Source organism: Gordonia sp. J1A, from assembly GCF_055393515.1.
Map to the genome: position 1 here is coordinate 524,074 of NZ_AP041607.1, position 24,824 is coordinate 548,897.

Genomic DNA, 24,824 nt, shown 5'->3' on the forward strand with positions numbered 1-24,824 from the left:
CCGGCGGGTGGGGCCTCGGACAGCGCCGATTCCCGGCACCGAGGTCCGATTGTCGTGAACCGCACCTGGGACAATAAGATAGGTTCCCGTGACTCCCACCGAACTCGCTGCTCTGCTTCGCGCTGCGACGCAGAAGGTCTTCCACGCTCATGACCTCGATACGTCGTTGATTCCGGAGACCGTGGTCGTGGAGCGTCCGCGCAGCCCGGAGCACGGCGATTACGCCACCAACATCGCCCTGCAACTGGGCAAGCGCGCGGGAGCCAATCCGCGCGAACTGGCGACGTGGCTGGCCGACGAGTTCGCGACCGACCCCGGCATCGACTCCGCGGAGGTCGCCGGACCCGGATTCGTCAATCTGCGCTTGGCTGCGGCCGCACAGAATCAGACGGTCGCCGCCGTCCTCGCACAGCGGGATGCGTACGGCCGCGGTGATGAGCTCTCGGCGCTGAACGTGAACCTGGAGTTCGTGTCCGCCAATCCCACCGGCCCCATCCACCTCGGCGGCACACGCTGGGCCGCGGTGGGCGACGCACTAGGGCGCGTGCTCACCGCACGCGGCGCGAAGGTGACGCGCGAGTACTACTTCAACGACCACGGCGAGCAGATCAACCGGTTCGCGAACTCGCTGCTGGCCGCGGCCAAGGGCGAGCCGACCCCCGACGACGGGTACGCCGGCGAGTACATCGACGAGATCGCCGCGACCGTCGTCGAGAAGTCGCCCGGAGTCCTCGAGCTGCCGGTCGCGGAGGCGCGGGAGGTCTTCCGTGCCGAGGGCGTGGAGCTCATGTTCGCGCACATCAAGCGGACGCTGCACGAGTTCGGCACCGATTTCGACGTCTACACGCACGAGAACTCGATGTTCGATCGAGGCCTCGTCGAGCAGGCGATCGACGAGCTCAAGGCCAACGGGAACCTGTACGAGGCCGAAGGCGCCTGGTGGCTGCGGTCGACGAATTACGGCGACGACAAGGACCGCGTCGTCATCAAGAGCGACGGGAACGCCGCCTACATCGCCGGCGACATCGCCTACCTCAAGGACAAGCACGACCGCGGCGCCAATCACCTCATCTACATGCTCGGCGCCGATCACCACGGCTACGTGGTTCGGCTGAAGGCCGCAGCCGCCGCGCTGGGATACGACCCCGAAGCCGTCGAGGTCCTCATCGGGCAGATGGTGAATCTGGTGAGGGACGGACAGCCGGTCCGGATGTCCAAGCGCGCGGGAACCGTCATCACGCTCGACGACCTCGTCGAGGCGGTCGGAGTCGACGCCGCCCGCTACGCGCTCATCCGCTCGTCGATCGACGTCAACATCGACATCGACCTCGATCTGCTGCGCAAGCAGTCCTCCGACAACCCGGTCTACTACGTGCAGTACGCGCATGCCCGGCTGTCGGCGCTGGCCCGTCACGCGGCCGAGCTCGGGTTGTCGGCGAGCACCGCGCGTCTGGAGCTTCTCGACGACGAGTCCGAGGGCGATCTGATCCGCACCATCGGCGACTTCTCCGAGGTGGTCGCCACCGCCGCCGCACTGCGCGAACCGCATCGGGTCTCCCGCTACCTGGAGTCGCTGGCCGGTGCCTATCACCGGTTCTACGCGCGCTGCCGCGTCCTCCCGCAGGGCGACGAGGAGGCGGGCGATGTGCACGCCGCCCGGCTCGCGCTCTGCGAAGCCACCCGCCAAGTCCTCGCCAACGGCCTCGAGCTGGTCGGCGTCAGCGCTCCGGAGAGAATGTGATGGCACACCCCGCCGGCCCCCGCCACGCCGAGATCCTCGCCGCTCCGCATCTCGCGGAGCGCCCCAACCGCCCCGAAGAGCTCTCCCGTATCCCGGAGAACGTCTACCCGCGTGGGACCGTCCGCGACGAGGACGGCGTCGTGACGATCGGCGGAGTCCGGGTCGACCGGCTCGCCGAGCAGTACGGCACCCCGCTGTTCGTGTACGACGAAGCGGACTTCCGGTCGCGCTGCGCCGACATGCAGCGGGCGTTCGGGCCGTACGGCCGCGTGCACTACGCGTCGAAGGCCTTTCTCTCCTCGCAGGTCGCGAAGTGGATCGAGTCCGAGGGCCTCTCGCTCGACGTCTGCTCCGGAGGCGAACTGGCGGTGGCGCTGCACGCGGGATTCCCCGCCGAGCGCATCGCACTGCACGGCAACAACAAGGCCGAGGACGAACTGGCGGCGGCACTCGACGCCGGTGTCGGGGACATCGTCCTGGACTCGATGATCGAGATCGAGCGTCTGGACCGTCTCGCCGGTGAACGGGGAGTGGTCGCCGACGTGCTGGTCCGGGTGACTCCGGGCGTCGAGGCGCACACTCACGAGTTCATCTCGACGGCGCACGAGGACCAGAAGTTCGGTTTCGCACTCGCCGGCGGTGTGGCGCTCGACGCGGTTCGCGCGGTCTTCGCCGCCGACAACCTGCGTCTGGTGGGGCTGCACAGCCACATCGGCTCGCAGATCTTCGAGATCGACGGATTCGAGCTCGCCGCACGCCGGGTGATCGGCCTGCTCGCCGACATCGTCGCCGAGTTCGGGGTCGAGAAGACCTCGCAGCTCAAGGTGCTCGACCTCGGCGGCGGTCTCGGCATCTCGTACCTGGAGAGCGACGACCCGCCGCCGGTCAGCGTGCTGGCCGAGGCGCTGGCGGAGATCGTCCGCCGCGAGTCGGCCGCGCTGAACCTGCCGATGCCGACCATCGCGGTCGAACCCGGTCGCGGGATCGCGGGGCCGGCGGGCGTGACGCTGTACCGGGTGGGAACCGTCAAGGACGTCGCACTCGACGGGAACACCGTGCGCCGGTACGTCTCGGTCGACGGCGGCATGAGCGACAACATCCGCACGGTGCTCTACGACGCCGAGTACGACGTCCGGCTCGCCTCGCGGGTCTCGGACGCGAAGGCCGTCGTCTGCCGGGTGGTGGGCAAGCACTGTGAGAGCGGCGATATCGTTATCCGCGACTGCTGGCTGCCGGACGACCTGGTCCCGGGCGATCTGCTCGTGGTGGGCGCCACCGGCGCCTACTGCTATTCCATGTCGAGCCGCTACAACATGGTGCCGCGTGCGGCGGTCGCGACAGTCAATGACGGCCGGTCCCGGCTCATGCTGAGGCGGGAGACGGTGGAGGACTTCTTGAGCCTGGAGGTGGACCCGGAATGAGCGAATCATCCCGTCCGATCGGCGTGGCCGTGTTGGGCATGGGCAATGTCGGCACCGAGGTCGTTCGGATTCTGACCGAGAACGCCGCCGACCTGCGGGCTCGGATCGGCGCGCCGCTCGTGCTCCGGGGCGTCGCGGTGCGTGATGCCTCCCGCGCGCGCGAGGGCGTCGATCCGGCGTTGCTGACCGACGATCCGCACAGCCTCGTCGCCCGCGACGACGTCGACATGGTGGTCGAGCTGATCGGCGGCATCGAGCCGGCCCGCGCGCTCATCAAGACCGCCCTGGAGTCGGGCAAGTCCGTCGTCACCGCCAACAAGGCGCTGATCGCCGCGCACTCGGGCGAACTGGCCAAGGCGGCCGAGGACAACCGGGTCGACCTGTACTTCGAAGCGGCGGTCGCGGGCGCGATCCCGGTGATCCGCCCGCTGACCCAGTCGCTCGCGGGCGACTCGGTGAATCGGGTGGCCGGAATCGTCAACGGCACCACCAACTACATCCTCTCGGAGATGGACGAGACCGGCGCGGGCTACGGCAAGGTACTCGCCGAGGCCGGCCGGCTGGGCTACGCCGAGGCCGATCCCACCGCGGACGTCGAAGGGTACGACGCGGCTTCGAAGGCCGCGATTCTCGCCTCGATCGCCTTCCATTCCCGGGTCACCGCGTCGGACGTCTACCGCGAGGGGATCACCAAGATCACCTCGAAGGATCTCGAGGCGGCGAAGAAGTTCGACTGCACGGTGAAGCTCCTGGCCATCTGCGAGCGCATCCAGACCGCCGACGGGGAGAAGATCTCCGCCCGCGTCTACCCGGCGCTGGTTCCGTTGGAGCACCCGCTCGCCACCGTCAACGGCGCGTTCAACGCCGTCGCCGTGGAGGCGGAGAATGCCGGCCGCCTGATGTTCTACGGTCAGGGCGCCGGCGGCGCACCCACCGCATCGGCGGTGCTCGGTGATCTGGTGATGGCCGCCCGGAACCGGGTGTACCACGGGCGCGGTCCGCTGGAATCCACCTACGCCTCGCTGCCGATCGCGTCGATCGACGAGGTCCCGACGCGCTACTACGTCTCGATGAAGGTCGCCGACAAGCCCGGAGTCCTTCAGCAGGTGGCGGGCGAGTTCGCGGCGCGCGACGTCAGCATTGCCGCGGTACGCCAGGAGGGCGCGGGCACCGACGCCCGGCTGATCGTCGTCACACATCGCGCCTCCGACCGCGCACAGTCGGAAACCGTTGCCGCACTTGAACAGATGGACTCCGTAATCAAGGTGTCCAGCGTGCTCCGTCTGGAGGGAACCAATGACTAACGCCGAGTACCAGCCCGTCCACCGCGGATGGCCGGGCCTGATCGAGGCCTACCGCGACCGCATGCCGGTGCGCGACGACTGGAAGATCGTCACCCTCCTGGAGGGCGCGACGCCGCTGGTGGCGGCTCCGGTGCTCTCGGAGATCACCGGCTGCGAGGTCTACCTCAAGGTGGAGGGGCTCAACCCCACCGGGTCGTTCAAGGACCGCGGTATGACGATGGCCGTCACCAATGCCGTCAACAACGGCAAGAAGGCGGTCCTCTGCGCCTCGACCGGCAACACGTCGGCGTCGGCTGCGGCGTATGCGACGCGCGCGGGAATCACCTGTGCGGTGCTGATCCCCGAGGGCAAGATCGCGATGGGCAAGCTCGCTCAGGCCGTCATGCACGGCGCGAAGGTGATCCAGGTGCAGGGCAACTTCGACGACTGTCTGGAGCTCGCGCGCAAGGTGACCGCCGACTACCCGGAGATCGAGCTGGTCAACTCGGTGAACCCGGCCCGCATCGAGGGCCAGAAGACGGCGTCGTTCGAGATCGTCGACGTCCTCGGCAAGGCCCCCGACGTGCACGCACTCCCGGTCGGTAACGCGGGAAACATCACCGCGTACTGGAAGGGTTACCGCGAGTACCACTCCGACGGGATCATCGACTCCCTGCCGCGCATGCTCGGCGTCCAGGCCGCCGGTGCCGCGCCGCTGGTCAACGGAGCCCCGGTGAGCGACCCGGAGACCATCGCGACCGCGATCCGCATCGGCTCGCCGGCCAGCTGGAACCAGGCCGTCGCCGCCAAGGACGAGTCGGGCGGCATGTTCCGGGCGGCCACCGACGAGAAGATCCTCGAGGCGTACAAGCTGGTCGCCGGACGCGAAGGCGTCTTCGTGGAGCCGGCCTCGGCCGCCAGCGTCGCCGGCCTGCTCGCGAGCCGCGAGGAGGGCTGGGTGAAGCCGGGGGAGACCGTGGTGTGCACCGTGACCGGCAACGGTTTGAAGGACCCGGACACGGCGCTGCTCGGCATGCCGAAGGTGGATGCGATCCAGGTCGATCCCGTCGCCGTGGCGACTGCGCTGGGTGTGAACTGACGACGTGGAAACGGCGATGACCAACGACGCGCTGATCGGGCATCCCGACGCGGAATGCATTCTGCCCGAGGGGCTTTCGGTCCGAGTGAAGGTCCCGGCGTCGAGTGCGAATCTGGGTCCGGGGTTCGATTGCCTCGGCATGGCCCTCGCGATCTACGACGAGGTCGCGGTCACCGTCACCGGAACCGGCATCACCGTCGCGGTGACCGGCGAAGCCGCCGACCAGGTTCCGCTCGACGAGCGCCACTTGGTGGCGCGCGCGGTGGTCCGGGGGTTCGAGAGCGCCGGCGTCGCAGTCGGCGGTTTCCACCTCGAATGCCGCAACGCGATCCCGCACTCGCGCGGGCTGGGGTCGTCGGCCGCGGCAGCGGTGGGCGGACTCGCGGCGGCGTCGGCGCTGGTGGCCCTCGACGGTCGGCGCCCGGCCCTCGACGACGCTGCGCTGGTGCAGCTCTCCAGTGAGTTCGAAGGCCATCCCGACAATGCGGCGGCGTCCGTGCTGGGCTCGGCGGTGGTGACGTGGTCGCACGGTCAGGAGTCGTTCTACGCCCGCCGGTTGGAGTTGCATCCGGCGGTGGTGGCCACGGTATTCGTGCCGCAGACCGAGTCGTCCACCGAGACCACGCGCGGCCTGCTTCCCGACGCGGTGCCGCGAGCGGACGCGGTCTTCAACGTCAGCCGCGCGGCACTGGGAGTCGTGGCACTGACCACCGATCCCGCCTGGCTGATCGACGCCACCGAGGACCGTCTGCACCAGGGCTATCGCGAACAGGCGCTTCCCGAGACGACTCGCCTGGTGCATTCATTGCGCGAACGCGGACACGCCGCTACCGTATCGGGTGCTGGGCCTTCGGTTCTGGTGCTGGGAACGAGTCCCCTCGGAACGCACGAGGCAGACCTCGCCGCCGATCTGGGTTTCGCGATGATCCCCGTCGCGGTGGCGGACGGCGTCGAGGTGGTCTCCTGACGCAGCGGCTACCCGGTGGTACGCTGAGAGTGCTTCACCGGGACCCAGGGCGTGTCTGATCTCCACCCGATTGTCCGGCGAACCAACAATTTTTGCTCCTCCACCCGTGTTCTGGGTGGGGCCCCCGGCATCTGAAGCCGGGGAACGAAAGGAATTCCGTGACCGAAACGGATGTGCAGGCACCCAAGCGGGCCCGTACCGGACTTTCCGCCATGCTGCTGCCCGAACTCCGCAGTCTGGCTGCTGAGCTGGGCATCAAGGGCACGTCGGGAATGCGCAAGGGCGATCTGATCGACGTGATCAGGGCTCATCAGCACGGCGGAGCAGGCTCCGCCAAGGGCGCAGAGAAGGCCGCAGCGGACAAGCGTGCGGAGAAGCCCGCAGAGAAGTCCGACGCAGAGAAGTCCGACGCAGCGAAGTCTGCGCCGGAGAAGCCGCAGGCCGGCGAGCATGCCGCGAACGATCAGCAGCCCGGGGGACGGCGCAACGCCCGGCGCGGCGCCGATGCTGCGGGCGATGATGGATCGTCGCGGGCCGCGAAGGCTCCGGAGACTGACAGCTCTGACCACAAGAGCGCTGACCAGAAGAGCTCCGACCAGAAGGGCTCCGAGCAGCGCAACACCGAGCAGGGCCGCGACGAGAAGCCCGCCCAGCAGCGCGGCGAGCAGGACGGCGACGGCAACCGGCGCAACCGCAACCGGAACCGCGGGGGAGAGCGGAACCAGGGCGACAAGAGCCAGGACGGCGGCGATAAGTCGGGTCAGGGCAATCAGAACCAGGGCGGGAACCAGAACCAGGGTCAGAAGAACCAGGGCGGCAACCAGGGCCAGGGCGGCAACCAGGGCGGCGGTCAGAACCAGAACCGCAACAACAACGATGACGACGACGGCGAGGGCGGTGGTCGTCGCCGCGGACGCCGGTTCCGCGAGCGTCGTCGCGGACGCGACCGCGACGGCGGCAACGCGGGGGAGCCCCAGGTCAACGAGGGCGACGTCCTCGCGCCGGTGGCGGGCATCCTCGACGTGCTCGACAACTACGCGTTCGTGCGGACGTCCGGCTACCTGGCCGGACCCAACGACGTCTACGTATCGATGAACATGGTCCGCCGCAACGGACTGCGCCGCGGTGACGCGATCACCGGTGCCGTGAAGGTGCCGCGCGAGGGCGAGAACCCCAACAACCAGCGGCAGAAGTTCAATCCGCTGGTGCGGCTGGACACCGTCAACGGCACCGACGTCGACTCGGCGCGCAAGCGTCCCGACTTCACCAAGCTGACTCCGCTCTACCCGAATCAGCGACTGCGGCTCGAGACCACGCCCGAACGGATCTCCACCCGCGTCATCGACCTGATCATGCCGATCGGCAAGGGGCAGCGTGCGCTGATCGTCTCCCCGCCGAAGGCCGGTAAGACGACGATCCTGCAGGACATCGCGAACGCGATCACCACCAACAATCCGGAATGCCACCTGATGGTGGTGCTGGTGGACGAGCGTCCCGAAGAAGTCACCGATATGCAGCGGAGTGTGAAGGGCGAGGTCATCGCGTCGACCTTCGACCGCCCGCCGTCGGATCACACCAGCGTCGCGGAGCTCGCGATCGAGCGTGCCAAGCGGCTGGTGGAGAACGGTATGGACGTCGTCGTGCTGCTCGACTCGATCACCCGTCTCGGCCGCGCGTACAACAACGCATCGCCCGCCTCGGGCCGCATCCTCTCCGGTGGTGTCGACTCCCAGGCGCTGTATCCGCCGAAGCGATTCCTCGGTGCCGCGCGCAACATCGAGAACGGCGGATCGCTGACGATCATCGCTTCGGCGCTGGTCGAGACCGGGTCGACGGGCGACACGGTGATCTTCGAGGAGTTCAAGGGCACGGGCAACGCCGAACTGAAGCTCGACCGTAAGATCGCCGAGCGGCGCGTCTTCCCCGCGGTCGACGTCAACCTGTCGAGCACGCGCAAGGACGAGCTCCTGCTGTCGCCGGATGAGTTCGCCATCGTCCACAAACTGCGCCGTCTGCTCTCCGGACTGGACTCGCAGGCCGCGATCGACCTGCTCGTCGCGCAGCTCAAGAAGACGCGGAGCAATGTCGAGTTCCTGATGCAGGTGAGCAAGAACGCGCCCAGCGTCGTCGACAACGACTGAGGCCTCCACCGCGGAGTGGTGCACTGTGCCGTATTCCGTGACCCGAATCGGGTCACGGGGTACGGCACAGGGGCGTTTCGGGAGAGTGCGGCGTCAGTAGACGTCGCGGCGGTACTGACCCGACTCGCGCAGCCGCTGGAGTTCGGCGCGTGCTCCCTCATCGTCGAAGCCGCCGTACTCGCGAATGATCGCCACCAGGGTCTCCTCCACGTCGCGTGCCATCTTGGTGGCGTCGCCGCAGACGTAGAGGACCGCGCCGTCGCGGATCCAGCTGTACAGTTCTTCGCCCCGTCCTCCCATGAGGTGCGAGACGTAGACCTTCTCGTCCTGCTCGCGGGAGAAGGCGACGTCGAGCCGGAGGGTCCCGTCGGCTTCCATCGCCCACATCTCGTCGCGGTACAGGAAGTCCTGGTCGCGATGTCGAGCACCGTGGAACAGCCAGTTGCGTCCTCGGCCGTTGTCCTGGCGGCGCTCGTGCAGAAAGGCACGGAACGGGGCGATGCCCGTGCCCGGGCCCACCATGATGATGTCGGTGTCCGGCTCGGGCAGCCGGAACGACTTGTTGGCCGTCACGTAGATCCCCACGGTGTCGCCGGGTTCCACGCGGTCGGCGAGATAGGTGGACGCGGCGCCGCCGCGGTCGCGGCCATCGCCCCAGAACTCGGTCGCGAAATGTCGCACGGTGGCGGGCGTCAGGTGCAGGGTTCCCTCGTGGACGGCAGGCGACGACGAGATCGAGTACGTGCGGGCGGCGAGGGGGCGCAGTTCGCCGAGGAAGGCCTCGGGCGTCGGAAACCAGGTGGGGTCCAGGTTGAGCAGGTCCAGGACGTCCCTGCCGCGCGACCATTCTTCGAGTGCGGCACGGTCGCCGGCCAGCAGGTCGGCCACCTCTCCGACGCCGCGGGCGTTCGCGAGGTGATCGAGCAGGTACGGCGAGACCGAGGTGATCTCGAAACCGTGTGTGAGTGCATTGGTGAGCGTCCGCTCACCCTTGCGGTCGGTGATCACCGTGTCGCCCGGAACGCCGAGCCGGTCGACGATCGCGGCGACCAGCGCCGGCTCGTTGGCGGGGGTGACGTTGACGGCATCGCCTGGCAGGTACTCCAGCCCGGAGCCGGAGATGTCGAGTACGAGGTGGCGCACCTCCTTGTCGCTGTCGGGTGCCGTCAGGAGGCTGTTGCGCACCACGGTCGCAGGGTACGGATTCCGGCGGGACCAGCGAGGCCGTTTCGAGGCGCGGGCGGTTGCGGCATCACTCGTCGGATTCGCGGTCGTCATGTGTACTCGGTGCTCCCGGAGGCTCGCAGGGACGTGGTGCGGGGTGGACGGCGTCCTCGACCGGGCCGGTCCGAGTACGAGGGTAGACCGTCCGGCGGTCGGCTCCGGTTGGGCCCGACAGGAAGAGAGACCGGTCTCACTGCGATCTGACTGCTGTCGCGCTGGAGGACCGCCAGGCCTCGCACCTGCGCGATTGGCCGGGGTGACCGGGGTTGTGGAATAATTCTTCGGTCAGTCCGGTTCCGGTTCACACCACTGAAAAATCAGAGGTGACCCGGCGACCATGATGAAGGGACATCAATGAAGCAGGGAATCCATCCCGACTACGAGGTGACCACCGTCAACTGCGGTTGCGGCAATGAGTTCACCACGCGCAGCACCGCCAAGGGCGGCCACATCACCGTGGAAGTCTGCTCCAACTGCCACCCGTTCTACACCGGCAAGCAGAAGATCCTCGATACCGGCGGTCGTGTGGCTCGCTTCGAGAAGCGTTACGGCAAGCGCGTCAAGTAGCTTGCATCCGGCGCCCGGCGAGAGATCCCAGCGGATCTCGAGTCGGGCGTCTGTCGTTTAACGCCCACCGTCGTTTAACGCCACCGTCGGTTAACGCCCGCTGTCGTTCGACGCCGCCGTCTGGCGCGGCGCGGCACGCCGGAGTGTCTGGGTGGAGCCTCCTAGGACGAAAGAGAATCATCAGGTGAGTACGCAGGAACCGTCCGCGATCGACGACATCCTCGCCGAGCACGCCGGACTCCAGACTCAGTTGTCCGACCCGTCGTTGCACGACGACCCGGCCAACGCGCGCCGCGTGGGCAAACGGTTCGCCGAACTCGCACCCGTGATGACCACCTACACCAAGCTCACGGCCGCGCGCGACGACCTCGAGGCGGCCAGGGAACTCGCCGAGGCAGATCCGGGATTCGCCGAGGAGATCCCGGCGCTCGAGTCGACCGTCGCCGAGTTGGACGCCGCGCTGACCGACCTGCTGGCGCCCCGCGATCCACACGATTCCGACGACGTCGTGCTCGAGGTCAAGTCGGGAGCGGGTGGCGAGGAGTCGGCGCTGTTCGCCTCCGACCTCGTCCGCATGTACCTGAAGTACTGCGAGAAGCGCGGCTGGAAGGCGACGGTCCTGGGCGTCACCGAGTCCGATCTCGGCGGCTACAAGGAGGCCACCGTGTCGATCAAGGCGCGGGAGACGCTCCGCGACGGTGTGTGGTCGCGGCTGAAGTTCGAGGGCGGTGTCCACCGGGTTCAGCGGGTTCCGGTCACCGAGTCCCAAGGCCGGATCCACACATCGGCCGCCGGGGTGCTGATCTACCCGGAGCCCGACGAGGTGGAGGAGATCCACATCGACGAGTCCGACCTCCGGATCGACGTCTACCGCAGTTCCGGGAAGGGCGGTCAGGGCGTCAACACCACCGACTCGGCGGTCCGCATCACGCACCTGCCGACGAACATCGTCGTGACCTGTCAGAACGAGCGCTCGCAGTTGCAGAACAAGGCCCGTGCCATGCAGGTGCTCGCGGCGCGGCTCAAGGCCCTGGCGGAGGAGGAGGCCGAGGCCGAGGCCGCCGCCGGCCGGCAGGCGCAGATCCGGACCGTGGACCGTTCGGAGCGGATCCGCACATACAACTTCCCGGAGAACCGCATCACCGACCACCGGATCGGCTACAAGGCCAACAACCTCGACTCGGTGCTCGACGGTGAGATGGACGCGCTGCTCGACGCGCTCGTCGACGCCGACAAGCAGGCACGCCTGCAGCAGTGACGGCACCCGAAGGCGGTTCGGCCGACGCTCTGCGCCGGTGGGCGGCGGTGCGGCTGGCCGAGGCCGGGATCGACTCGGCCGGTGCCGAGGCCGCCGAACTGGTGGCGCAGATGCTCGGGGTGGATCCCGGACGGCTGCTTCTCGTCGATGAGGTGCCTGCCGAGATGCGCAGTCGCGTCGTTGCCGCCGTGGAGCAACGCTGCTCGCGGGTTCCTTTGCAGCACATCACTTCTCGCGCATTCTTCGCGGGCCTGGAGTTGACGGTGGGACCGGGAGTCTTCATTCCGCGGCCGGAGACCGAGTTGCTAGCGGAGTGCGCACTGGCCCGCATCGCCGAACTCCGCGAGAGTGCGGGCGACCCGATCCGCGTGGTCGACCTGTGCTCCGGGAGCGGCGCGCTGGCCCTGGCGATCTCCGCCGGCGCACCCGACGCGACGGTGACGGCCGTCGAGCGCTCGGAGCGGGCGCTGTCGTATCTGCGACGCAACCTCGAGGCGACCGGACTCACGGAACGGGTCGCCGTGGTGCGGGCCGACGTCACCGATGTCGCGGCGGTCGCGCCCCTGCTGGCTTCGGCGCACGTCGTCGTGAGCAACCCGCCGTACGTTCCGTCCGGCGCCGAGGTCTCACCGGAGGTGGCGCACGATCCGCCCGAGGCGGTCTTCTCCGGCGACTGCGGAATGGACCTGATCGATCAACTGGCGCCGATCCTCGCCTCGGCTCTGCGAGTGGGCGCGTTTGTGGCCGTCGAGCACGACGACACGACCGCCGATCTGGTGCGCGACGCGCTGACGGCGACCGGCGGATTCGCCGCCGTCCGCACCCATGACGACCTCGCCGGGCGACCCCGGTTCGTGACCGCTGTACGAGCAGCCGTCGGTGACCCTGCGCGATCGGGGGCCGACGGCGTGGAAGGATGGAATACGTGAGCGCGGTGTTCGATTGCAGTGATCCAGACGAGCGGGAAGCCGGAATCCGGGCGGCGGTGGGAGCCGTGCGCGCCGGGCGGCTCATCGTGATGCCGACCGACACGGTCTACGGACTCGGGTGCGACGCATTCGACAGCGAAGCGGTCGCGTCGCTGCTGGCGGCGAAGGGCCGCGGGCGGGACATGCCGGTACCGGTCCTGGTGGGCTCGTGGCACACCGTGGACGGTCTCGTCAGGTCGGTGTCGCCGCAGGCCCGAGAGCTGGTGCAGGCCTTCTGGCCGGGCGGTTTGAGCCTGGTGGTGGAGCAGGCCCCGTCTCTCGCCTGGGATCTCGGCGACACCTCGGGCAGCGTGATGATCCGCATGCCACTGCATCCGGTCGCGATCGAGCTGCTGCGGGAGATCGGGCCGATGGCCGTCTCCAGCGCCAATATCTCCGGCCATCCGCCGGCGGTGCAGGTGCACCAGGCCCGCGAGCAGCTGCAGGAGAAGGTGTCGGTCTATCTCGACGGCGGTCCGGCCGACCATGCCGTCGCCTCGACGATCGTCGACCTCACCGGCCCGGACCCTCGCATTCTGCGTGAGGGCGCGATCACCGCCGAGGACATCGCCGAAGTGCTCGACGTGGACGCGGATGAGCTCCGGGGACGGCCGTGACCGATCCGCTGGCGAGTGATCCGGAGATCGCCGAACTGCTTCGGCGCGAGGAGACGCGCCGGCGCGGCAGCCTGCAGATGGTGGCCGCGGAGTCGACGGCCACCCCCGCGGTGCGGGCCGCGGTCGGATCGATTCTGGCGGACAAGTACGCCGAGGGCTATCCCGGCCACCGGTACCACGGCGGAGCGGAGGTGGTCGACGAGGTCGAGCAGCTCGCGATCAGCCGCGCGCACACGCTGTTCGGCGCCGATTACGTCAACGTCCAGCCGCTGTCGTGGGCGCTCGCGAACTTCGCGGTGTACGCCGCGTTCTCGCAGCCGGGCGATCAGGTGCTCTCCCTGAACCTCAAGCACGGCGGCCACCAGTCACACGGCTCGCGCGCGAACCTGTCGGGACGCTGGTTCAGTGTCCTGAACTACGAGGTCCGCCGCGACACCGAGCGGATCGACTACGACCAGATCCGGGATCTGGCCCTGATCCACCGGCCGCGGATTCTCGTCGCGGGCGGTACGTCCTACTCCCGGTCGTGGGACTTCGCGGCGATGCGCACCATCGCCGACGAGGCCGACTGCATCCTCTGGGTCGACGCGGCGCATCTGGCCGGTCTCGCCGTCGGCGGGGTGCTCGACTCGCCCGTGCCGTACGCCGACGTGGTGACGGTCGCCACCAACAAGGTGATGCGCGGACCGCGCGGCGGACTGCTGCTCGCCAGGTCCGAACACGAGGACTCGCTCTCGCGGGCGGTGTACCCGTTCATGCAGGGTGCTCCGGCGATGCACTCGATCGCGGCCAAGGCGGTGGCGTTCGGCGAGTGCCTGCGCCCGGAGTACGCGGCCTATGCCCGCGACGTGGCAGACGACGCCGCCACCCTGGCCACCGAACTGGGCGCCCGCGGGCTGCGCACCGTCTCGGGCGGCACCGACACGCATCTGGCGGTGATCGAGGTCTCGTCGCTCGGCATCACCGGACGGGAAGCGGCCAAGCGGCTGGCGGCCTGCCGGATCATCGTCGACAAGGCGGTCACCCCGTTCGACGAGGCGCCGGTCTCCGAGGGCTCGGCCATCCGCTTCGGCACGGCCGTACTCGCCGCCGACGGACTGCGGCCCGCGGACATGCCGCAGATCGCCGACCTCATGCTCGACGCGATGCGGACCGATCCGTCCGACGAGGCCCGCCGCGCGGCGATCACCGCCGCCGTGGCGGCCGTGGGGGAGGGGTGACGGTGCTCGGATACGCGCTGGAGTCGTCCGGCGGCGGTGCTGGCGTGCCCTTGCGCGAACTCGCGCTCGTCGGCCTCACCGCCGCGGGGATCACGTACTTCCTGACCTCGCTGGTGCGGGTCTGTGCGGTCCGCTTCGGCGCCGTCGCCGTTCCCCGGCAGCGTGACGTCCATGTGATCCCGACGCCGCGGCTCGGCGGTGTCGGAATGTACATCGGCATCGTCTGCGCGATCGGCCTGGCCGCACAGTTGCCCGCTTTGAACCGCGGATTCTCGTACACCCACGACATGCTGGCCGTCATCACCGCGGGACTGGTGATCGTGCTCGTCGGCGTGATCGACGACCGCTGGGGCCTGGATGCGCTGACCAAATTCGTCGGACAGCTCACCGCCGCCGGCGTCCTGGTCATCATGGGCGTCAGCTGGTACCTGCTCTACGTGCCGTTCGCCGACATCGGCACGGTGGTCCTCGATCCGCTCCAGGCCGGCCTGCTCACCGTCGCCATCACGGTCACCACGATCAACGCGATCAATTTCGTCGACGGACTCGACGGCCTCGCGGCCGGACTCGGGCTCATCGCCGCCAGTGCGATCTGCCTGTTCTCCCTCGGACTCCTCCACGACCAGGGCGGCGACGTGAGTTACTACCCGCCGGCCCTGATCACCGTGGCTCTCGCCGGCGCGTGCCTGGGCTTTCTGCCGCACAACTTCTCGCCGGCGCGGATCTTCATGGGCGACTCGGGCGCCATGCTGATCGGACTCATGCTCGCCGCCGCGTCGACGAGCGCCTCGGGCCGCGTCGCCCGCAGCGCATACGGCCCCGCGGATATGTTCACCCTGCTCTCGCCGCTGATCCTGGTGGCGGCGGTGATGTTCATTCCGATGCTCGACATGATCATGGCGGTGATCCGGCGGACGCGCGCCGGAGTGGGCTTCTACACGCCGGACAAGATGCACCTTCACCACCGGTTGCTCGAACTCGGACATTCGCAGCGACGCGTGGCGCTGCTGATCTACCTGTGGGTCGGCGTGCTGGCCTTCTCCGTGGCGGCGGGCAGCCTGCTGCCTCTCGAGGTGGTGATGCCGCTGTTCTTCGGTGGTCTGGTCATCGCGCTGGCGGCGACCTTCGCTCCGCGGTTGAGCCGCCGGTTCGCCCGATAGCGGGGCGGCTGGCTAACCTGGTCTCTCGTGTCGACCAATGACGAGAACGAATCACCCGAACCGGCCGCGAGCGGCATCGACTCGGGGGCGCTGGACGAGGCCACCGATCCCACCGCGCCGCTGCGGGCCGGCCTCAAGTACGGCCTCTACGGACTCGGGGCGCTGCTCGTCGCGGGCCTGCTGATCTGGTGGCCCTGGAAGGGCACTCCGGGGTTGTGGGGCGTACTGGTGGGCGCAGCGATCGGCGGCGGCTTCATCCTCATCACGGTGTTGACCATCCTGCTCACCGCGAAGGCGTCACCGAGCGTGGTGATGGGGGCCCTCATGGGTGGATACCTCGTCAAGGTGGTGATCGTGATCGCTGTGACCGCGCTTCTGAAGGATATGACCTTCTACAGCAAAGGCGCGCTGGTCAGCATGCTGATCGGCGCGATCGTTCTGGTTCTGGGCAGCGAACTGTGGGGAGTGTTGACCACCCGGCAGACCTATGTGGGTCCGGACGCCGACTCGGAGGTCTGAATGTGACGAGTATCACGAAGGGTCGCCTGACCAGCTACTACGGCTGATAGTAGAACGATTGCATCGGGACGATATGCAGATATTGTCGCCCCGGATTGGTCGCTGACCATCCTGACTTGCTAGTCTGCTCACCGCGGGTCGATGCGGCAATGTGCAGTTCAATGCACTGCGGCACCTCGCACACTGAACGATGGAACCCGCCGGCTGAGAAGTTGTGCGGGCCCGAGAACGGGAGAGAACGCTGAGCGCCACCCTCGCAGCCGAGTTCCACGCACCGTCCCTGGATGACTTCTACCCCCCGATGCTGTTCGGAGAAGACACCTGGTGGGGAATGGACCGGCTCATGCTGATCCGAGTCGTCGTGGCGGTGCTCGTCGCGGCGTTTTTCGCGCTCGCTCTGCGCAGCCCCAAGATCGTCCCGAGTGGTCTTCAGAACGTCGGTGAGAGCTTCATCGACTGGGTGCGCATCAACATCGCCGAGGAGATCCTCGGCAAGCAGAACGGCCGCAAGTTCCTGCCGATCATCGCCTCGATCTTCTTCGCGACGATCTTCCTGAACTTGACCTCGATCATCCCGTTCCTGAACATCTCCACCAACGCACGCATCGGCATGCCGCTGGTGATGGCGGCGGTCGCCTACATCACCTACTGCTGGGTGGGCATCGCCAAGTTCGGCTTCTTCGGCTTCATCCGATCCTCGATCGTGCTCCCCGGTGTGCCGCTGCCGATCCACTTCCTGCTGGTTCCGATCGAGTTCGTCTCGACCTTCATTCTGCGGCCGTTCACGCTGACCGTCCGACTCATGGCCAACATGCTGTCCGGCCACATCATGCTCGCGCTGTTCTTCGCCGCGACGCAGTTCTTCATCATCGACAAGAGCGGCATCTGGAGCGTCGCCGGACTGGGCTCGCTCGTCGCCGCCGTCGGCTTCACCTTCTTCGAACTTCTGGTCATCGCGCTGCAGGCGTACATCTTCGCTCTGCTGACCGCGGTCTACATCGACCAGTCGATCCACGCAGACGCGCACTGACACGACTCGTCCTGACCAACTGAATACTTCGGGCCGGCACGAGCGCCGGACCGAAACAGACTGACTCGCTCGCCCGACCGGGTGGGGAGCCACCAAGAAAGGGAATCGCAAAGATGAGCTACATCGCCCAGACTCTGGCCGACGAAACCATCACGGGTAAGGGCTTCGGCGCGATCGGCTACGGCCTCGCTGCCATCGGCCCCGGTATCGGCGTCGGCATCGTGGCCGGCAAGGCCATCGAGGGTATCGCCCGTCAGCCCGAGCTGGCCGGTCAGATCCGCACCACCATGTTCCTCGGTATCGCACTCTCTGAGGCTCTGGCGCTGATCGGTATCGTCGCCGGCTTCATCTTCTGATACGAGACCACGACATGATCAACACCAGTCTGATTCTCGCCGAAGAGAGCGAGAGCCATAACCCGCTCCTTCCCGAGTGGTACGACATCACCTGGTCGCTGGTCGCCTTCGCCGTCGTCCTCTTCGTCTTCTGGAAGTTCGTCATCCCGCGGTACCGCAAGGTGCTCGACGAGCGTCACGACACGATCGAGGGCGGTATCGCCCGCGCCGAGGCGGCTCAGGCCGAAGCGGCTCAGCAGCTGGCGGCGTACCGCGAGCAGCTCGCAGGAGCTCGTGAAGAGGCTGCGGCGATCCGCGACGAGGCACGCACCCAGGGTGCGCAGATCGTCTCGGACATGAAGGCTCAGGCAACCACCGAGAGCGAGCGGATCATCGCCAACGGCGCGGCTCAGCTCGACGCCCAGCGTCAGCAGGTCGTCTCCGAACTGCGCGGTGACCTCGGCAAGCTGTCGGTCGATCTGGCCGAGAAGCTGGTCGGTGCGTCCCTGTCGGACGACGTCAAGCAGGCCGGAACCGTCGACCGGTTCCTCGCCGAGCTGGACGGCGTGTCGAACGAGACCGCCAAGTAATCCGATGGATACACCGATGGTGCGGGTCGGCGAGGGGGTCGGAGAGATCTCCGTCCCTCGCTCCGCCGCATCCGAGGCAAGCCGACACCCAGGCGGGGTCCGCCTAGACAAGGAATGTAGCTAGATGTACGCAGCGTCAAGCCGCGAAGCCCTCGAAGGGGCCCGCGTTGAGCTGGAAACCGTCCTTCGTGGAACCTCCGCATCGTCCGACACCGATGCGGTGACTGTCGGCGAGGAACTGCTGTCGGTGTCCGACGCCGTCAGTGGTGACCGCTCGCTGCGCATCGCGCTGGCCGACTCGAGCACTGCGCCCGACACCCGGGCGGCAGTGGCCGACAAGGTCCTGACCGGCAAGGTCTCTGACGCCACCCGTTCCATCGTCTCCTCGACGGCGGCGCGGGCGTGGTCAAGCGATGCCGACCTCGTCGAAGGCCTCCGCCGGCTGGGCCGAGAGGCTCTGCTGCTGGCTGCCAAGGACGCGGGCAAGTCCGATGCCGTCGAAGACGAGCTGTTCCGCCTCGCACGCGTGATCAAGGGCGACACGGCTCTGGAGCAGGCACTGTCCGATCGTGCACGCAGCACCGCCGATCGCACCGCGTTGCTGCGCAAGCTGATCGACGGCAAGGTGGACACCATCACCGAGCGGCTGGCGGTGAACGCGGTCGCGACCACCGAGGAGCTCCCCGGCGACGCGGTCGACGAACTGTCGCAGCTCGCCGCGGCGAGCAACGGCCGCAAGGTCGCCTACGTCACCAGCGCGGGCGAGCTGTCGAGCGATCAGCGCAACGCGCTCGCGGCCAAGCTCACCGAGATCTACTCGGCACCCGTCACCCTGCACGTCGACATCGATCCCGAGCTTCTCGGCGGCGTCGTGGTGCGTGTCGGTGACGAACGCATCGACGGCAGCATCTCGGGCAAGATCGCGACGCTGCGTCGCGGCCTGCGGTAACACCATCGCACGTCACCACAATCGATTCCCAAGACCAAGAACCAGAAAGCCAGGAAGAGCAGGAACATGGCGGAGTTGACCATCTCCTCCGATGAAATTCGGAGCGCGATCGCAAGTTACACCGAAGACGTGGGCAACCAGGCCTCGCGAGAAGAGATCGGCACCGTCACCGACACCGGCGACGGCATCGCTCACGTCAGCGGCCTTCCGGGTGCCATGGCCAACGAGCTGCTGGAGTTTCCCGGCGGCATCCGCGGCGTCGCACTGAACCTCGACCTGGACGAGGTCGGCGCCGTCATCCTCGGTGACTCGGAGAACATCGAAGAGGGCCAGGAAGTCAAGCGCACCGGCAACGTCCTGTCGGTCCCGGTCGGCGACAAGTTCCTCGGCCGAGTCATCGACCCGCTGGGCTCGCCGATCGACGGACTGGGCGCCATCGAGTCCGAGGGCGACCGCGTCCTCGAACTGCAGGCAGCCACCGTCCTCGAGCGTCAGCCGGTCGAGGAGTCCCTCGCCACCGGTATCAAGGCCGTCGACGCGATGACCGCGATCGGCCGCGGCCAGCGTCAGCTGGTCATCGGCGACCGCAAGACCGGCAAGACCGCGCTCTGCATCGACGCCATCCTGAACCAGAAGGCCAACTGGGCCACCGGTGATCCGGAGAAGCAGGTTCGCTGCATCTACGTCGCCATCGGTCAGAAGGGCTCGACCATCGCGGGCGTCAAGACCGCCCTCGAAGAGGCGGGCGCGATGGAGTACACCACCATCGTCGCCGCTCCGGCGTCCGACTCGGCCGGCTTCAAGTGGCTCGCACCGTACACCGGCTCGGCCCTCGGCCAGCACTGGATGTACCAGGGCAAGCACGTCCTGATCGTGTTCGACGACCTGTCGAAGCAGGCTGAGGCCTACCGTGCGATCTCGCTGCTGCTGCGCCGCCCGCCGGGCCGCGAGGCGTACCCCGGTGACGTGTTCTACCTGCACTCCCGCCTGCTGGAGCGTTGCGCCAAGCTGTCCGACGAGCTCGGCGGCGGATCGATGACCGGCCTGCCGATCATCGAGACCAAGGCCAACGACGTCTCGGCGTTCATTCCGACCAACGTCATCTCGATCACCGACGGTCAGGTCTTCCTCGAGTCGGACCTGTTCAACAAGGGCGTCCGCCCGGCGATCAACGTCGGTATCTCGGTCTCCCGTGTCGGTGGCGCCGCGCAGACCAAGGGCCTGAAGGACGTCTCCGGCTCGCTGCGTCTGGAACTCGCGCAGTTCCGTGAGCTGGAGGCCTTCTCGGCCTTCGCCTCGGACCTGGACGCCGCGTCGAAGGCACAGCTCGAGCGCGGTGCCCGCTGGGTGGAACTGCTCAAGCAGGATCAGTACAGCCCGGTCGCCGTCGAGGACCAGATCGTCTCGCTGTACCTCTGCGGCGAGGGCTTCATGGACTCGGTGCCGGTGGCCGACATCCGTCGCTTCGAGGCCGAGCTCCTCGGCGATCTGCGGCACACCGCCTCCGGCGTGTACAGCAACATCGCCGGCGGCAAGAAGCTCACCGACGAGGACAAGGCCGCGCTCGCGACCGCCACGAACAACTTCAAGGCCGGCTTCATCGCCTCTGACGGCAGCCGTGTCGTCGAGGTCGAGGCCGACCCGCTGGCGCCCGAGGACGTCGAGTCCGAGACGATCCGAGTGACGAAGAAGCTGAAGTAACATGGCAACCATTCGGGAGCTGCGCTCACGGATCAAGTCGATTCAATCGACGAAGAAGATCACGAAGGCGCAGGAGCTGATCGCGACCTCGCGGATCACCAAGGCTCAGGCACGGGTGGCTGCCGCCCGTCCCTACGCCCAGGAGATCACCCGGGTCGTCACGACGCTGGCGAACGCCTCCACGTCCCTGGACAGCCCGCTGCTGGTCGATCGGGAGAACCCGCGCCGCGCCGCGGTCCTGGTCGTCACCAGCGACAGCGGTCAGTGCGGCGGGTACAACTCGAACGTGCTGAAGGAGACCGAGGAACTCCTCTCGTTGCTCCGCAGCGAGGGCAAGGAACCGGTCGTGTACGTGATGGGCCGCAAGGGCATCGGGTACTACACCTTCCGTGACCGTCCGGTGGCCGCCGGCTGGTCCGGGTTCTCCCAGCAGCCGAAGTTCTCCGACAGCGCCGACGCGGTCCACCATCTCGTGGACTCCTTCCTGGCCGGATCCGGTGAGTCGGTGGCGCTGCCCGAGGGCGGCGAGATCGAGGGCGTCGACGAACTGCACATCGTCTACACGCGTTTCGTGTCGATGCTGACGCAGAAGCCGGTGGTGCGCCGGATGGCGCCGATCGACGTCGAGTTCGAGATCGAGCAGTTGAACATGGGGGAGGACATCCTCGAGGACTCCGCCAACGCCGAGGTGAGCGCCGAGGTGGAGTTCGAGCCCGAGGCCAAGGAACTGCTCGACGCGCTGTTGCCGAAGTACGTGGCATCGCGGATCTTCGCTGCGCTGCTCGAGTCGGCGGCATCGGAGAATGCGGCACGTCGCACCGCCATGAAGGCGGCGACCGACAACGCGACCGAGCTCGAGAGGAACCTGTCCCGTCAGGCCAACGCGGCCCGTCAGGCGCAGATCACCCAGGAAATCAGCGAGATCGTCGGCGGCGTCGAAGCGCTGGCGAACTGATCGCGACACAAGACACACCTGAAGGAAAGTGAAGAACAATGACTGCAGCAGTCACTGATACGCCGGGGGCCGCGTCCGCGACAGCCGGTCGTGTCGCCCGGGTGATCGGCCCCGTCGTCGATGTCGAGTTCCCGCGCGGCGCCATTCCCGCCCTGTTCAACGCCCTGCACGCGGAGGTCACCCTTCCGGCGGTCGCGAAGACCCTGACGCTCGAGGTCGCTCAGCACCTCGGCGACAACGTCGTCCGCACCGTCTCGATGCAGCCCACCGACGGCCTCGTCCGCGGTGCGGCCGTCGTCGACACCGGCAAGCCGATCTCGGTTCCCGTCGGTGACGTCGTCAAGGGCCACGTCTTCAACGCGCTGGGCGACTGCCTGGATGCGCCGGGCACCGGTCGCGACGGCGAGCAGTGGGGTATCCACCGCAAGCCGCCGGCCTTCGATCAGCTCGAGGGCAAGACCGAGATCCTCGAGACCGGCATCAAGGTCATCGACCTGCTGACCCCGTACGTCAAGGGCGGCAAGATCGGTCTGTTCGGTGGCGCCGGTGTCGGCAAGACCGTTCTGATCCAGGAGATGATCACCCGTATCGCTCGCGAGTTCTCGGGCACCTCGGTGTTCGCGGGCGTCGGCGAGCGTACGCGTGAGGGCACCGACCTCCACCTCGAGATGGAGGAGATGGGCGTTCTTCAGGACACCGCGCTGGTGTTCGGCCAGATGGACGAGCCGCCGGGCACGCGTATGCGCGTCGCTCTCTCGGCCCTGACCATGGCCGAGTACTTCCGCGACGTGCAGCACCAGGACGTGCTGCTGTTCATCGACAACATCTTCCGTTTCACCCAGGCCGGTTCCGAGGTCTCGACCCTGCTCGGCCGTATGCCTTCGGCTGTGGGTTACCAGCCCACGCTGGCCGACGAGATGGGCGAGCTGCAGGAGCGCATCACCTCGACCAAGGGCCGTTCGATCACCTCGCTGCAGGCGATCTACGTCCCCGCGGACGACTACACCGACCCCGCGCCGGCAACCACGTTCGCGCACCTCGACGCCACCACCGAGCTCTCGCGCCCGATCTCGCAGCTGGGTATCTACCCGGCCGTGGATCCGCTGACCTCGACCTCGCGAATCCTCGAGGCCTCGATCGTGGGCGACGAGCACTTCCGCGTCGCCAACGAGGTCAAGCGCATCCTGCAGAAGTACAAGGAGCTGCAGGACATCATCGCGATCCTCGGTATGGACGAGCTCTCGGAAGAGGACAAGGTCACGGTCGCGCGCGCCCGTCGCCTGCAGAAGTTCCTCGGCCAGAACTTCCTGGTCGCCGAGAAGTTCACCGGCCAGAAGGGTTCGGTCGTCCCGCTGTCGGACACCATCGAGGCCTTCGACCGCGTGTGCAAGGGCGAGTTCGATCACCTGCCCGAGCAGGCCTTCAACAGCTGCGGCGGGCTCGACGACGTCGAGGCTGCAGCCAAGAAGATCGCCGGAAAGTAGTCGCTGCTCATGGCTGACAAGACTTTCCGACTCGAGGTCGTCTCGCCGGACTCGGAACTGTACTCCGGCGACGCGACGTTCCTCGTGGCTCAGACCACCGTCGGCGAACTCGGCATTCTCGCGAGCCACGCTCCGATGCTGGCTGAGCTCGCTCCCGGCGGCTGCGTCGTCGTGACCGAGTCCGGTGGAAACCGGACCGCGTTCGCGGTGCAGGGCGGATTCCTGTCGGTGACCGGCGAGTCGGTCACCGTGCTCGCCGAGCACGCGCAGTTCGCCTCCGACATCGATGTCGCCGCCGAGCGCTCGGTGCTGGAGTCGGCCGACGAGGGCAGCGCGGAGTTCCTCCGGGCCAAGTCCCGGGTCCGCGCCGCGGAAGCCGTGGGCTGACCGGGAGACTGCGACATTGCGCGCAGCAGATGTGATTTAGACGACGACAGCCGTCCTGCTCTGCAGGGCGGCTGTCGTCGTCTCAGGAAGGGCTCATCCGCGGTCGTGTATACCTGCATGTGAGGAGGTTGATGCGGTGCCGATGTGGGTATGGGTGATCGTCGGCGTCGTCGTGGCCGGCCTGTTCGTGGCCGCAGGCGTCGTCTACCGGCTGATCGAGGTCCGGCGCGCCGGGACTCCGGTGCTGCTGCGGTCGCTGCCCGCCGACGCCGATCAGGGCTGGCGGCACGGGTCGGTGCAGTACGGCGACGACGCCCTCGCGTACTACCGCCTCAGTTCCCTGCGTCCGGGCCCCACCGTCAGCCTCTCGCGCCGCCGGATCGAGATCGTGGGACGCCGAGCCCCGGTCGGCACCGAACTGGAGATCATGGACGCCGACTTCGCCATCGTCGAGCTGTCGATAGGGCGCTCCGGTGCCGGTGGCCGCTACGAAATCGGCATGAGCCCGGCGGTCTCCACGGCCTTCCAGTCGTGGATCGAGGCGCGTGCCCCGAAGCGGTCCAAGCGGCGTCGTCCGGCCGCCTGATACCGGGCGCGCCCCGCTCCTCACCGCTTCCGGTCGCCTCCCGGAACCCACTTGACGTCGCCGACCCCGGCGCGCACGTTGCTGACCCGTGCCAGGATGAAGAGCAGGTCGGAGAGCCGGTTGAGGTACTTGGCCGGAAGCACGGACGAATCGTCGGGATGTTCGGCGATCGCCGCCCAGGCGGAGCGCTCGGCTCGCCTGGTCACCACCCGCGCCTGGTGCAGAAGCGCCGACAGCCCGGTACCGCCGGGGAGGATGAACGAGTCCAGGGGAGCGAGCTCGGCGCCGAAGGAGTCGCACCAGGCTTCGAGCGCGTCGATGTACTCCGGTTCGATCCGCAGCGGCGGATACTTCGGATCGTCGACGACCGGGGTGGAGAGATCGGCCCCGGCGTCGAAGAGGTCGTTCTGGACCGTGGTCAGGACCTCCGCGATTTCGGGCGGGACGTCCGCGGCGAGCGTGAGAGCGGCTCCGATGGCCGCGTTGGCCTCATCGCAGTCGGCGTACGCGACCACTCGGGAGTCGGTCTTCGGGACTCGTGAGAAGTCGGAGAGACCGGTGGTCCCGTCGTCGCCGGTGCGGGTGTAGATGCGCGTGAGATGGACTGCCATGTCTGTCAACC

General features: G+C 67.8%; 24 protein-coding genes. 22 read left to right on the top strand and 2 right to left on the bottom strand.

What is annotated here, in order from left to right:
* The first annotated feature begins 88 nt into the window (after positions 1–88).
* From argS to rho, 6 genes are all read left to right on the top strand, one after another.
* Entirely contained in the window at positions 89–1,741 is a 1,653-nt protein-coding gene (argS, locus tag ACZ5QD_RS02465; protein ID WP_006896418.1) for an arginine--tRNA ligase, read from the top strand.
* Positions 1,738–3,162, top strand: coding sequence for a diaminopimelate decarboxylase (gene lysA / locus ACZ5QD_RS02470; protein ID WP_174302286.1), 1,425 nt, complete (start codon positions 1,738–1,740; stop codon positions 3,160–3,162). The genes argS and lysA overlap by 4 nt, the downstream gene beginning before the upstream one ends.
* Positions 3,159–4,466 carry a homoserine dehydrogenase gene (locus tag ACZ5QD_RS02475; protein WP_222111053.1) on the top strand — a complete coding sequence of 436 codons (1,308 nt, stop codon included), beginning with the start codon at positions 3,159–3,161 and terminating at the stop codon, positions 4,464–4,466. The genes lysA and ACZ5QD_RS02475 overlap by 4 nt, the downstream gene beginning before the upstream one ends.
* Positions 4,459–5,544 (top strand): threonine synthase, encoded by a 1,086-nt coding sequence (gene thrC / locus ACZ5QD_RS02480; RefSeq protein WP_006896415.1) that lies wholly within the window; start codon positions 4,459–4,461, stop codon positions 5,542–5,544. The genes ACZ5QD_RS02475 and thrC overlap by 8 nt, the downstream gene beginning before the upstream one ends.
* A 16-nt stretch (positions 5,545–5,560) precedes the next feature.
* Entirely contained in the window at positions 5,561–6,511 is a 951-nt protein-coding gene (thrB, locus tag ACZ5QD_RS02485) for a homoserine kinase (protein ID WP_039867429.1), read from the top strand.
* Between the two features lie 212 nt (positions 6,512–6,723).
* Positions 6,724–8,652 (top strand): transcription termination factor Rho, encoded by a 1,929-nt coding sequence (gene rho / locus ACZ5QD_RS02490; protein ID WP_464367254.1) that lies wholly within the window; start codon positions 6,724–6,726, stop codon positions 8,650–8,652.
* 93 nt (positions 8,653–8,745) lie between these two features.
* Here rho and ACZ5QD_RS02495 read toward each other — a convergent pair whose 3' ends face one another.
* Positions 8,746–9,930, bottom strand: a complete 1,185-nt coding sequence (locus ACZ5QD_RS02495) for a diflavin oxidoreductase (RefSeq protein ID WP_062367562.1) — start codon at positions 9,928–9,930, stop codon at positions 8,746–8,748.
* A gap of 300 nt (positions 9,931–10,230) precedes the next feature.
* Here ACZ5QD_RS02495 and rpmE point away from each other — a divergent pair, with 300 nt between their 5' ends.
* From rpmE to ACZ5QD_RS02575, 16 genes are all read left to right on the top strand, one after another.
* Complete coding sequence (rpmE, locus tag ACZ5QD_RS02500) at positions 10,231–10,443, top strand: 50S ribosomal protein L31 (protein ID WP_006896411.1); 213 nt, start codon at positions 10,231–10,233, stop codon at positions 10,441–10,443.
* Positions 10,444–10,627: 184 nt separating this feature from the next.
* The gene (prfA, locus tag ACZ5QD_RS02505) at positions 10,628–11,701 is read left to right on the top strand and encodes a peptide chain release factor 1 (RefSeq protein WP_006896410.1); all 1,074 of its coding nucleotides are present in this window, start codon (positions 10,628–10,630) and stop codon (positions 11,699–11,701) included.
* Positions 11,698–12,630, top strand: a complete 933-nt coding sequence (prmC, locus tag ACZ5QD_RS02510) for a peptide chain release factor N(5)-glutamine methyltransferase (RefSeq protein WP_006896409.1) — start codon at positions 11,698–11,700, stop codon at positions 12,628–12,630. The genes prfA and prmC overlap by 4 nt, the downstream gene beginning before the upstream one ends.
* A complete protein-coding gene (locus tag ACZ5QD_RS02515; protein ID WP_039867458.1) occupies positions 12,627–13,286 on the top strand; it encodes an L-threonylcarbamoyladenylate synthase in 660 nt (219 codons plus the stop codon). The genes prmC and ACZ5QD_RS02515 overlap by 4 nt, the downstream gene beginning before the upstream one ends.
* Positions 13,283–14,506, top strand: coding sequence for a serine hydroxymethyltransferase (locus tag ACZ5QD_RS02520; RefSeq protein ID WP_006896407.1), 1,224 nt, complete (start codon positions 13,283–13,285; stop codon positions 14,504–14,506). Before ACZ5QD_RS02515 ends, ACZ5QD_RS02520 begins: the two co-directional genes overlap by 4 nt.
* A 2-nt stretch (positions 14,507–14,508) precedes the next feature.
* On the top strand, positions 14,509–15,666 hold the full coding sequence (locus ACZ5QD_RS02525; RefSeq protein WP_062367574.1) for a glycosyltransferase family 4 protein: 1,158 nt from the start codon (positions 14,509–14,511) through the stop codon (positions 15,664–15,666).
* A 27-nt stretch (positions 15,667–15,693) separates the two neighbouring features.
* Positions 15,694–16,185, top strand: a complete 492-nt coding sequence (locus tag ACZ5QD_RS02530; RefSeq protein WP_006896405.1) for a hypothetical protein — start codon at positions 15,694–15,696, stop codon at positions 16,183–16,185.
* Positions 16,186–16,486: 301 nt separating this feature from the next.
* Complete coding sequence (atpB, locus tag ACZ5QD_RS02535; RefSeq protein ID WP_231875735.1) at positions 16,487–17,215, top strand: F0F1 ATP synthase subunit A; 729 nt, start codon at positions 16,487–16,489, stop codon at positions 17,213–17,215.
* 113 nt (positions 17,216–17,328) lie between these two features.
* On the top strand, positions 17,329–17,571 hold the full coding sequence (locus ACZ5QD_RS02540) for an ATP synthase F0 subunit C (RefSeq protein ID WP_006896403.1): 243 nt from the start codon (positions 17,329–17,331) through the stop codon (positions 17,569–17,571).
* A gap of 14 nt (positions 17,572–17,585) precedes the next feature.
* The gene (locus ACZ5QD_RS02545) at positions 17,586–18,140 is read left to right on the top strand and encodes a F0F1 ATP synthase subunit B (RefSeq protein WP_006896402.1); all 555 of its coding nucleotides are present in this window, start codon (positions 17,586–17,588) and stop codon (positions 18,138–18,140) included.
* Between the two features lie 124 nt (positions 18,141–18,264).
* A complete protein-coding gene (locus ACZ5QD_RS02550) occupies positions 18,265–19,089 on the top strand; it encodes a F0F1 ATP synthase subunit delta (protein WP_006896401.1) in 825 nt (274 codons plus the stop codon).
* A gap of 66 nt (positions 19,090–19,155) precedes the next feature.
* The gene (gene atpA / locus ACZ5QD_RS02555; RefSeq protein ID WP_006896400.1) at positions 19,156–20,790 is read left to right on the top strand and encodes a F0F1 ATP synthase subunit alpha; all 1,635 of its coding nucleotides are present in this window, start codon (positions 19,156–19,158) and stop codon (positions 20,788–20,790) included.
* 1 nt (position 20,791) lies between these two features.
* The gene (locus ACZ5QD_RS02560; protein WP_006896399.1) at positions 20,792–21,745 is read left to right on the top strand and encodes a F0F1 ATP synthase subunit gamma; all 954 of its coding nucleotides are present in this window, start codon (positions 20,792–20,794) and stop codon (positions 21,743–21,745) included.
* A 38-nt stretch (positions 21,746–21,783) separates the two neighbouring features.
* A complete protein-coding gene (atpD, locus tag ACZ5QD_RS02565) occupies positions 21,784–23,229 on the top strand; it encodes a F0F1 ATP synthase subunit beta (protein WP_006896398.1) in 1,446 nt (481 codons plus the stop codon).
* Positions 23,230–23,238: 9 nt separating this feature from the next.
* Positions 23,239–23,616, top strand: a complete 378-nt coding sequence (locus ACZ5QD_RS02570; RefSeq protein ID WP_006896397.1) for a F0F1 ATP synthase subunit epsilon — start codon at positions 23,239–23,241, stop codon at positions 23,614–23,616.
* Between the two features lie 136 nt (positions 23,617–23,752).
* Positions 23,753–24,202 (top strand): DUF2550 domain-containing protein, encoded by a 450-nt coding sequence (locus ACZ5QD_RS02575; protein ID WP_006896396.1) that lies wholly within the window; start codon positions 23,753–23,755, stop codon positions 24,200–24,202.
* 20 nt (positions 24,203–24,222) lie between these two features.
* On the opposite strand, the gene ACZ5QD_RS02580 is transcribed toward ACZ5QD_RS02575, so the two are convergent.
* Positions 24,223–24,813 (bottom strand): cob(I)yrinic acid a,c-diamide adenosyltransferase, encoded by a 591-nt coding sequence (locus ACZ5QD_RS02580; RefSeq protein ID WP_375002242.1) that lies wholly within the window; start codon positions 24,811–24,813, stop codon positions 24,223–24,225.
* Positions 24,814–24,824: the final 11 nt, after the last annotated feature.

Excerpts from the sequence above, each read along its gene's own strand:
- ACZ5QD_RS02550 (WP_006896401.1), top strand. The coding sequence starts at position 18,265 with ATGTACGCAGCGTCAAGCCGCGAAGCCCTCGAAGGGGCCCGCGTTGAG.
- atpA (WP_006896400.1), top strand. The coding sequence starts at position 19,156 with ATGGCGGAGTTGACCATCTCCTCCGATGAAATTCGGAGCGCGATCGCA.
- ACZ5QD_RS02570 (WP_006896397.1), top strand. The coding sequence starts at position 23,239 with ATGGCTGACAAGACTTTCCGACTCGAGGTCGTCTCGCCGGACTCGGAA.
- thrB (WP_039867429.1), top strand. The coding sequence starts at position 5,561 with ATGACCAACGACGCGCTGATCGGGCATCCCGACGCGGAATGCATTCTG.
- atpB (WP_231875735.1), top strand. The coding sequence starts at position 16,487 with ATGCTGTTCGGAGAAGACACCTGGTGGGGAATGGACCGGCTCATGCTG.
- ACZ5QD_RS02560 (WP_006896399.1), top strand. The coding sequence starts at position 20,792 with ATGGCAACCATTCGGGAGCTGCGCTCACGGATCAAGTCGATTCAATCG.
- rpmE (WP_006896411.1), top strand. The coding sequence starts at position 10,231 with ATGAAGCAGGGAATCCATCCCGACTACGAGGTGACCACCGTCAACTGC.
- ACZ5QD_RS02540 (WP_006896403.1), top strand. The coding sequence starts at position 17,329 with ATGAGCTACATCGCCCAGACTCTGGCCGACGAAACCATCACGGGTAAG.
- thrC (WP_006896415.1), top strand. The coding sequence starts at position 4,459 with ATGACTAACGCCGAGTACCAGCCCGTCCACCGCGGATGGCCGGGCCTG.
- atpD (WP_006896398.1), top strand. The coding sequence starts at position 21,784 with ATGACTGCAGCAGTCACTGATACGCCGGGGGCCGCGTCCGCGACAGCC.
- ACZ5QD_RS02545 (WP_006896402.1), top strand. The coding sequence starts at position 17,586 with ATGATCAACACCAGTCTGATTCTCGCCGAAGAGAGCGAGAGCCATAAC.
- ACZ5QD_RS02475 (WP_222111053.1), top strand. The coding sequence starts at position 3,159 with ATGAGCGAATCATCCCGTCCGATCGGCGTGGCCGTGTTGGGCATGGGC.
- ACZ5QD_RS02580 (WP_375002242.1), bottom strand. The coding sequence starts at position 24,813 with ATGGCAGTCCATCTCACGCGCATCTACACCCGCACCGGCGACGACGGG.
- ACZ5QD_RS02495 (WP_062367562.1), bottom strand. The coding sequence starts at position 9,930 with ATGACGACCGCGAATCCGACGAGTGATGCCGCAACCGCCCGCGCCTCG.
- rho (WP_464367254.1), top strand. The coding sequence starts at position 6,724 with ATGCTGCTGCCCGAACTCCGCAGTCTGGCTGCTGAGCTGGGCATCAAG.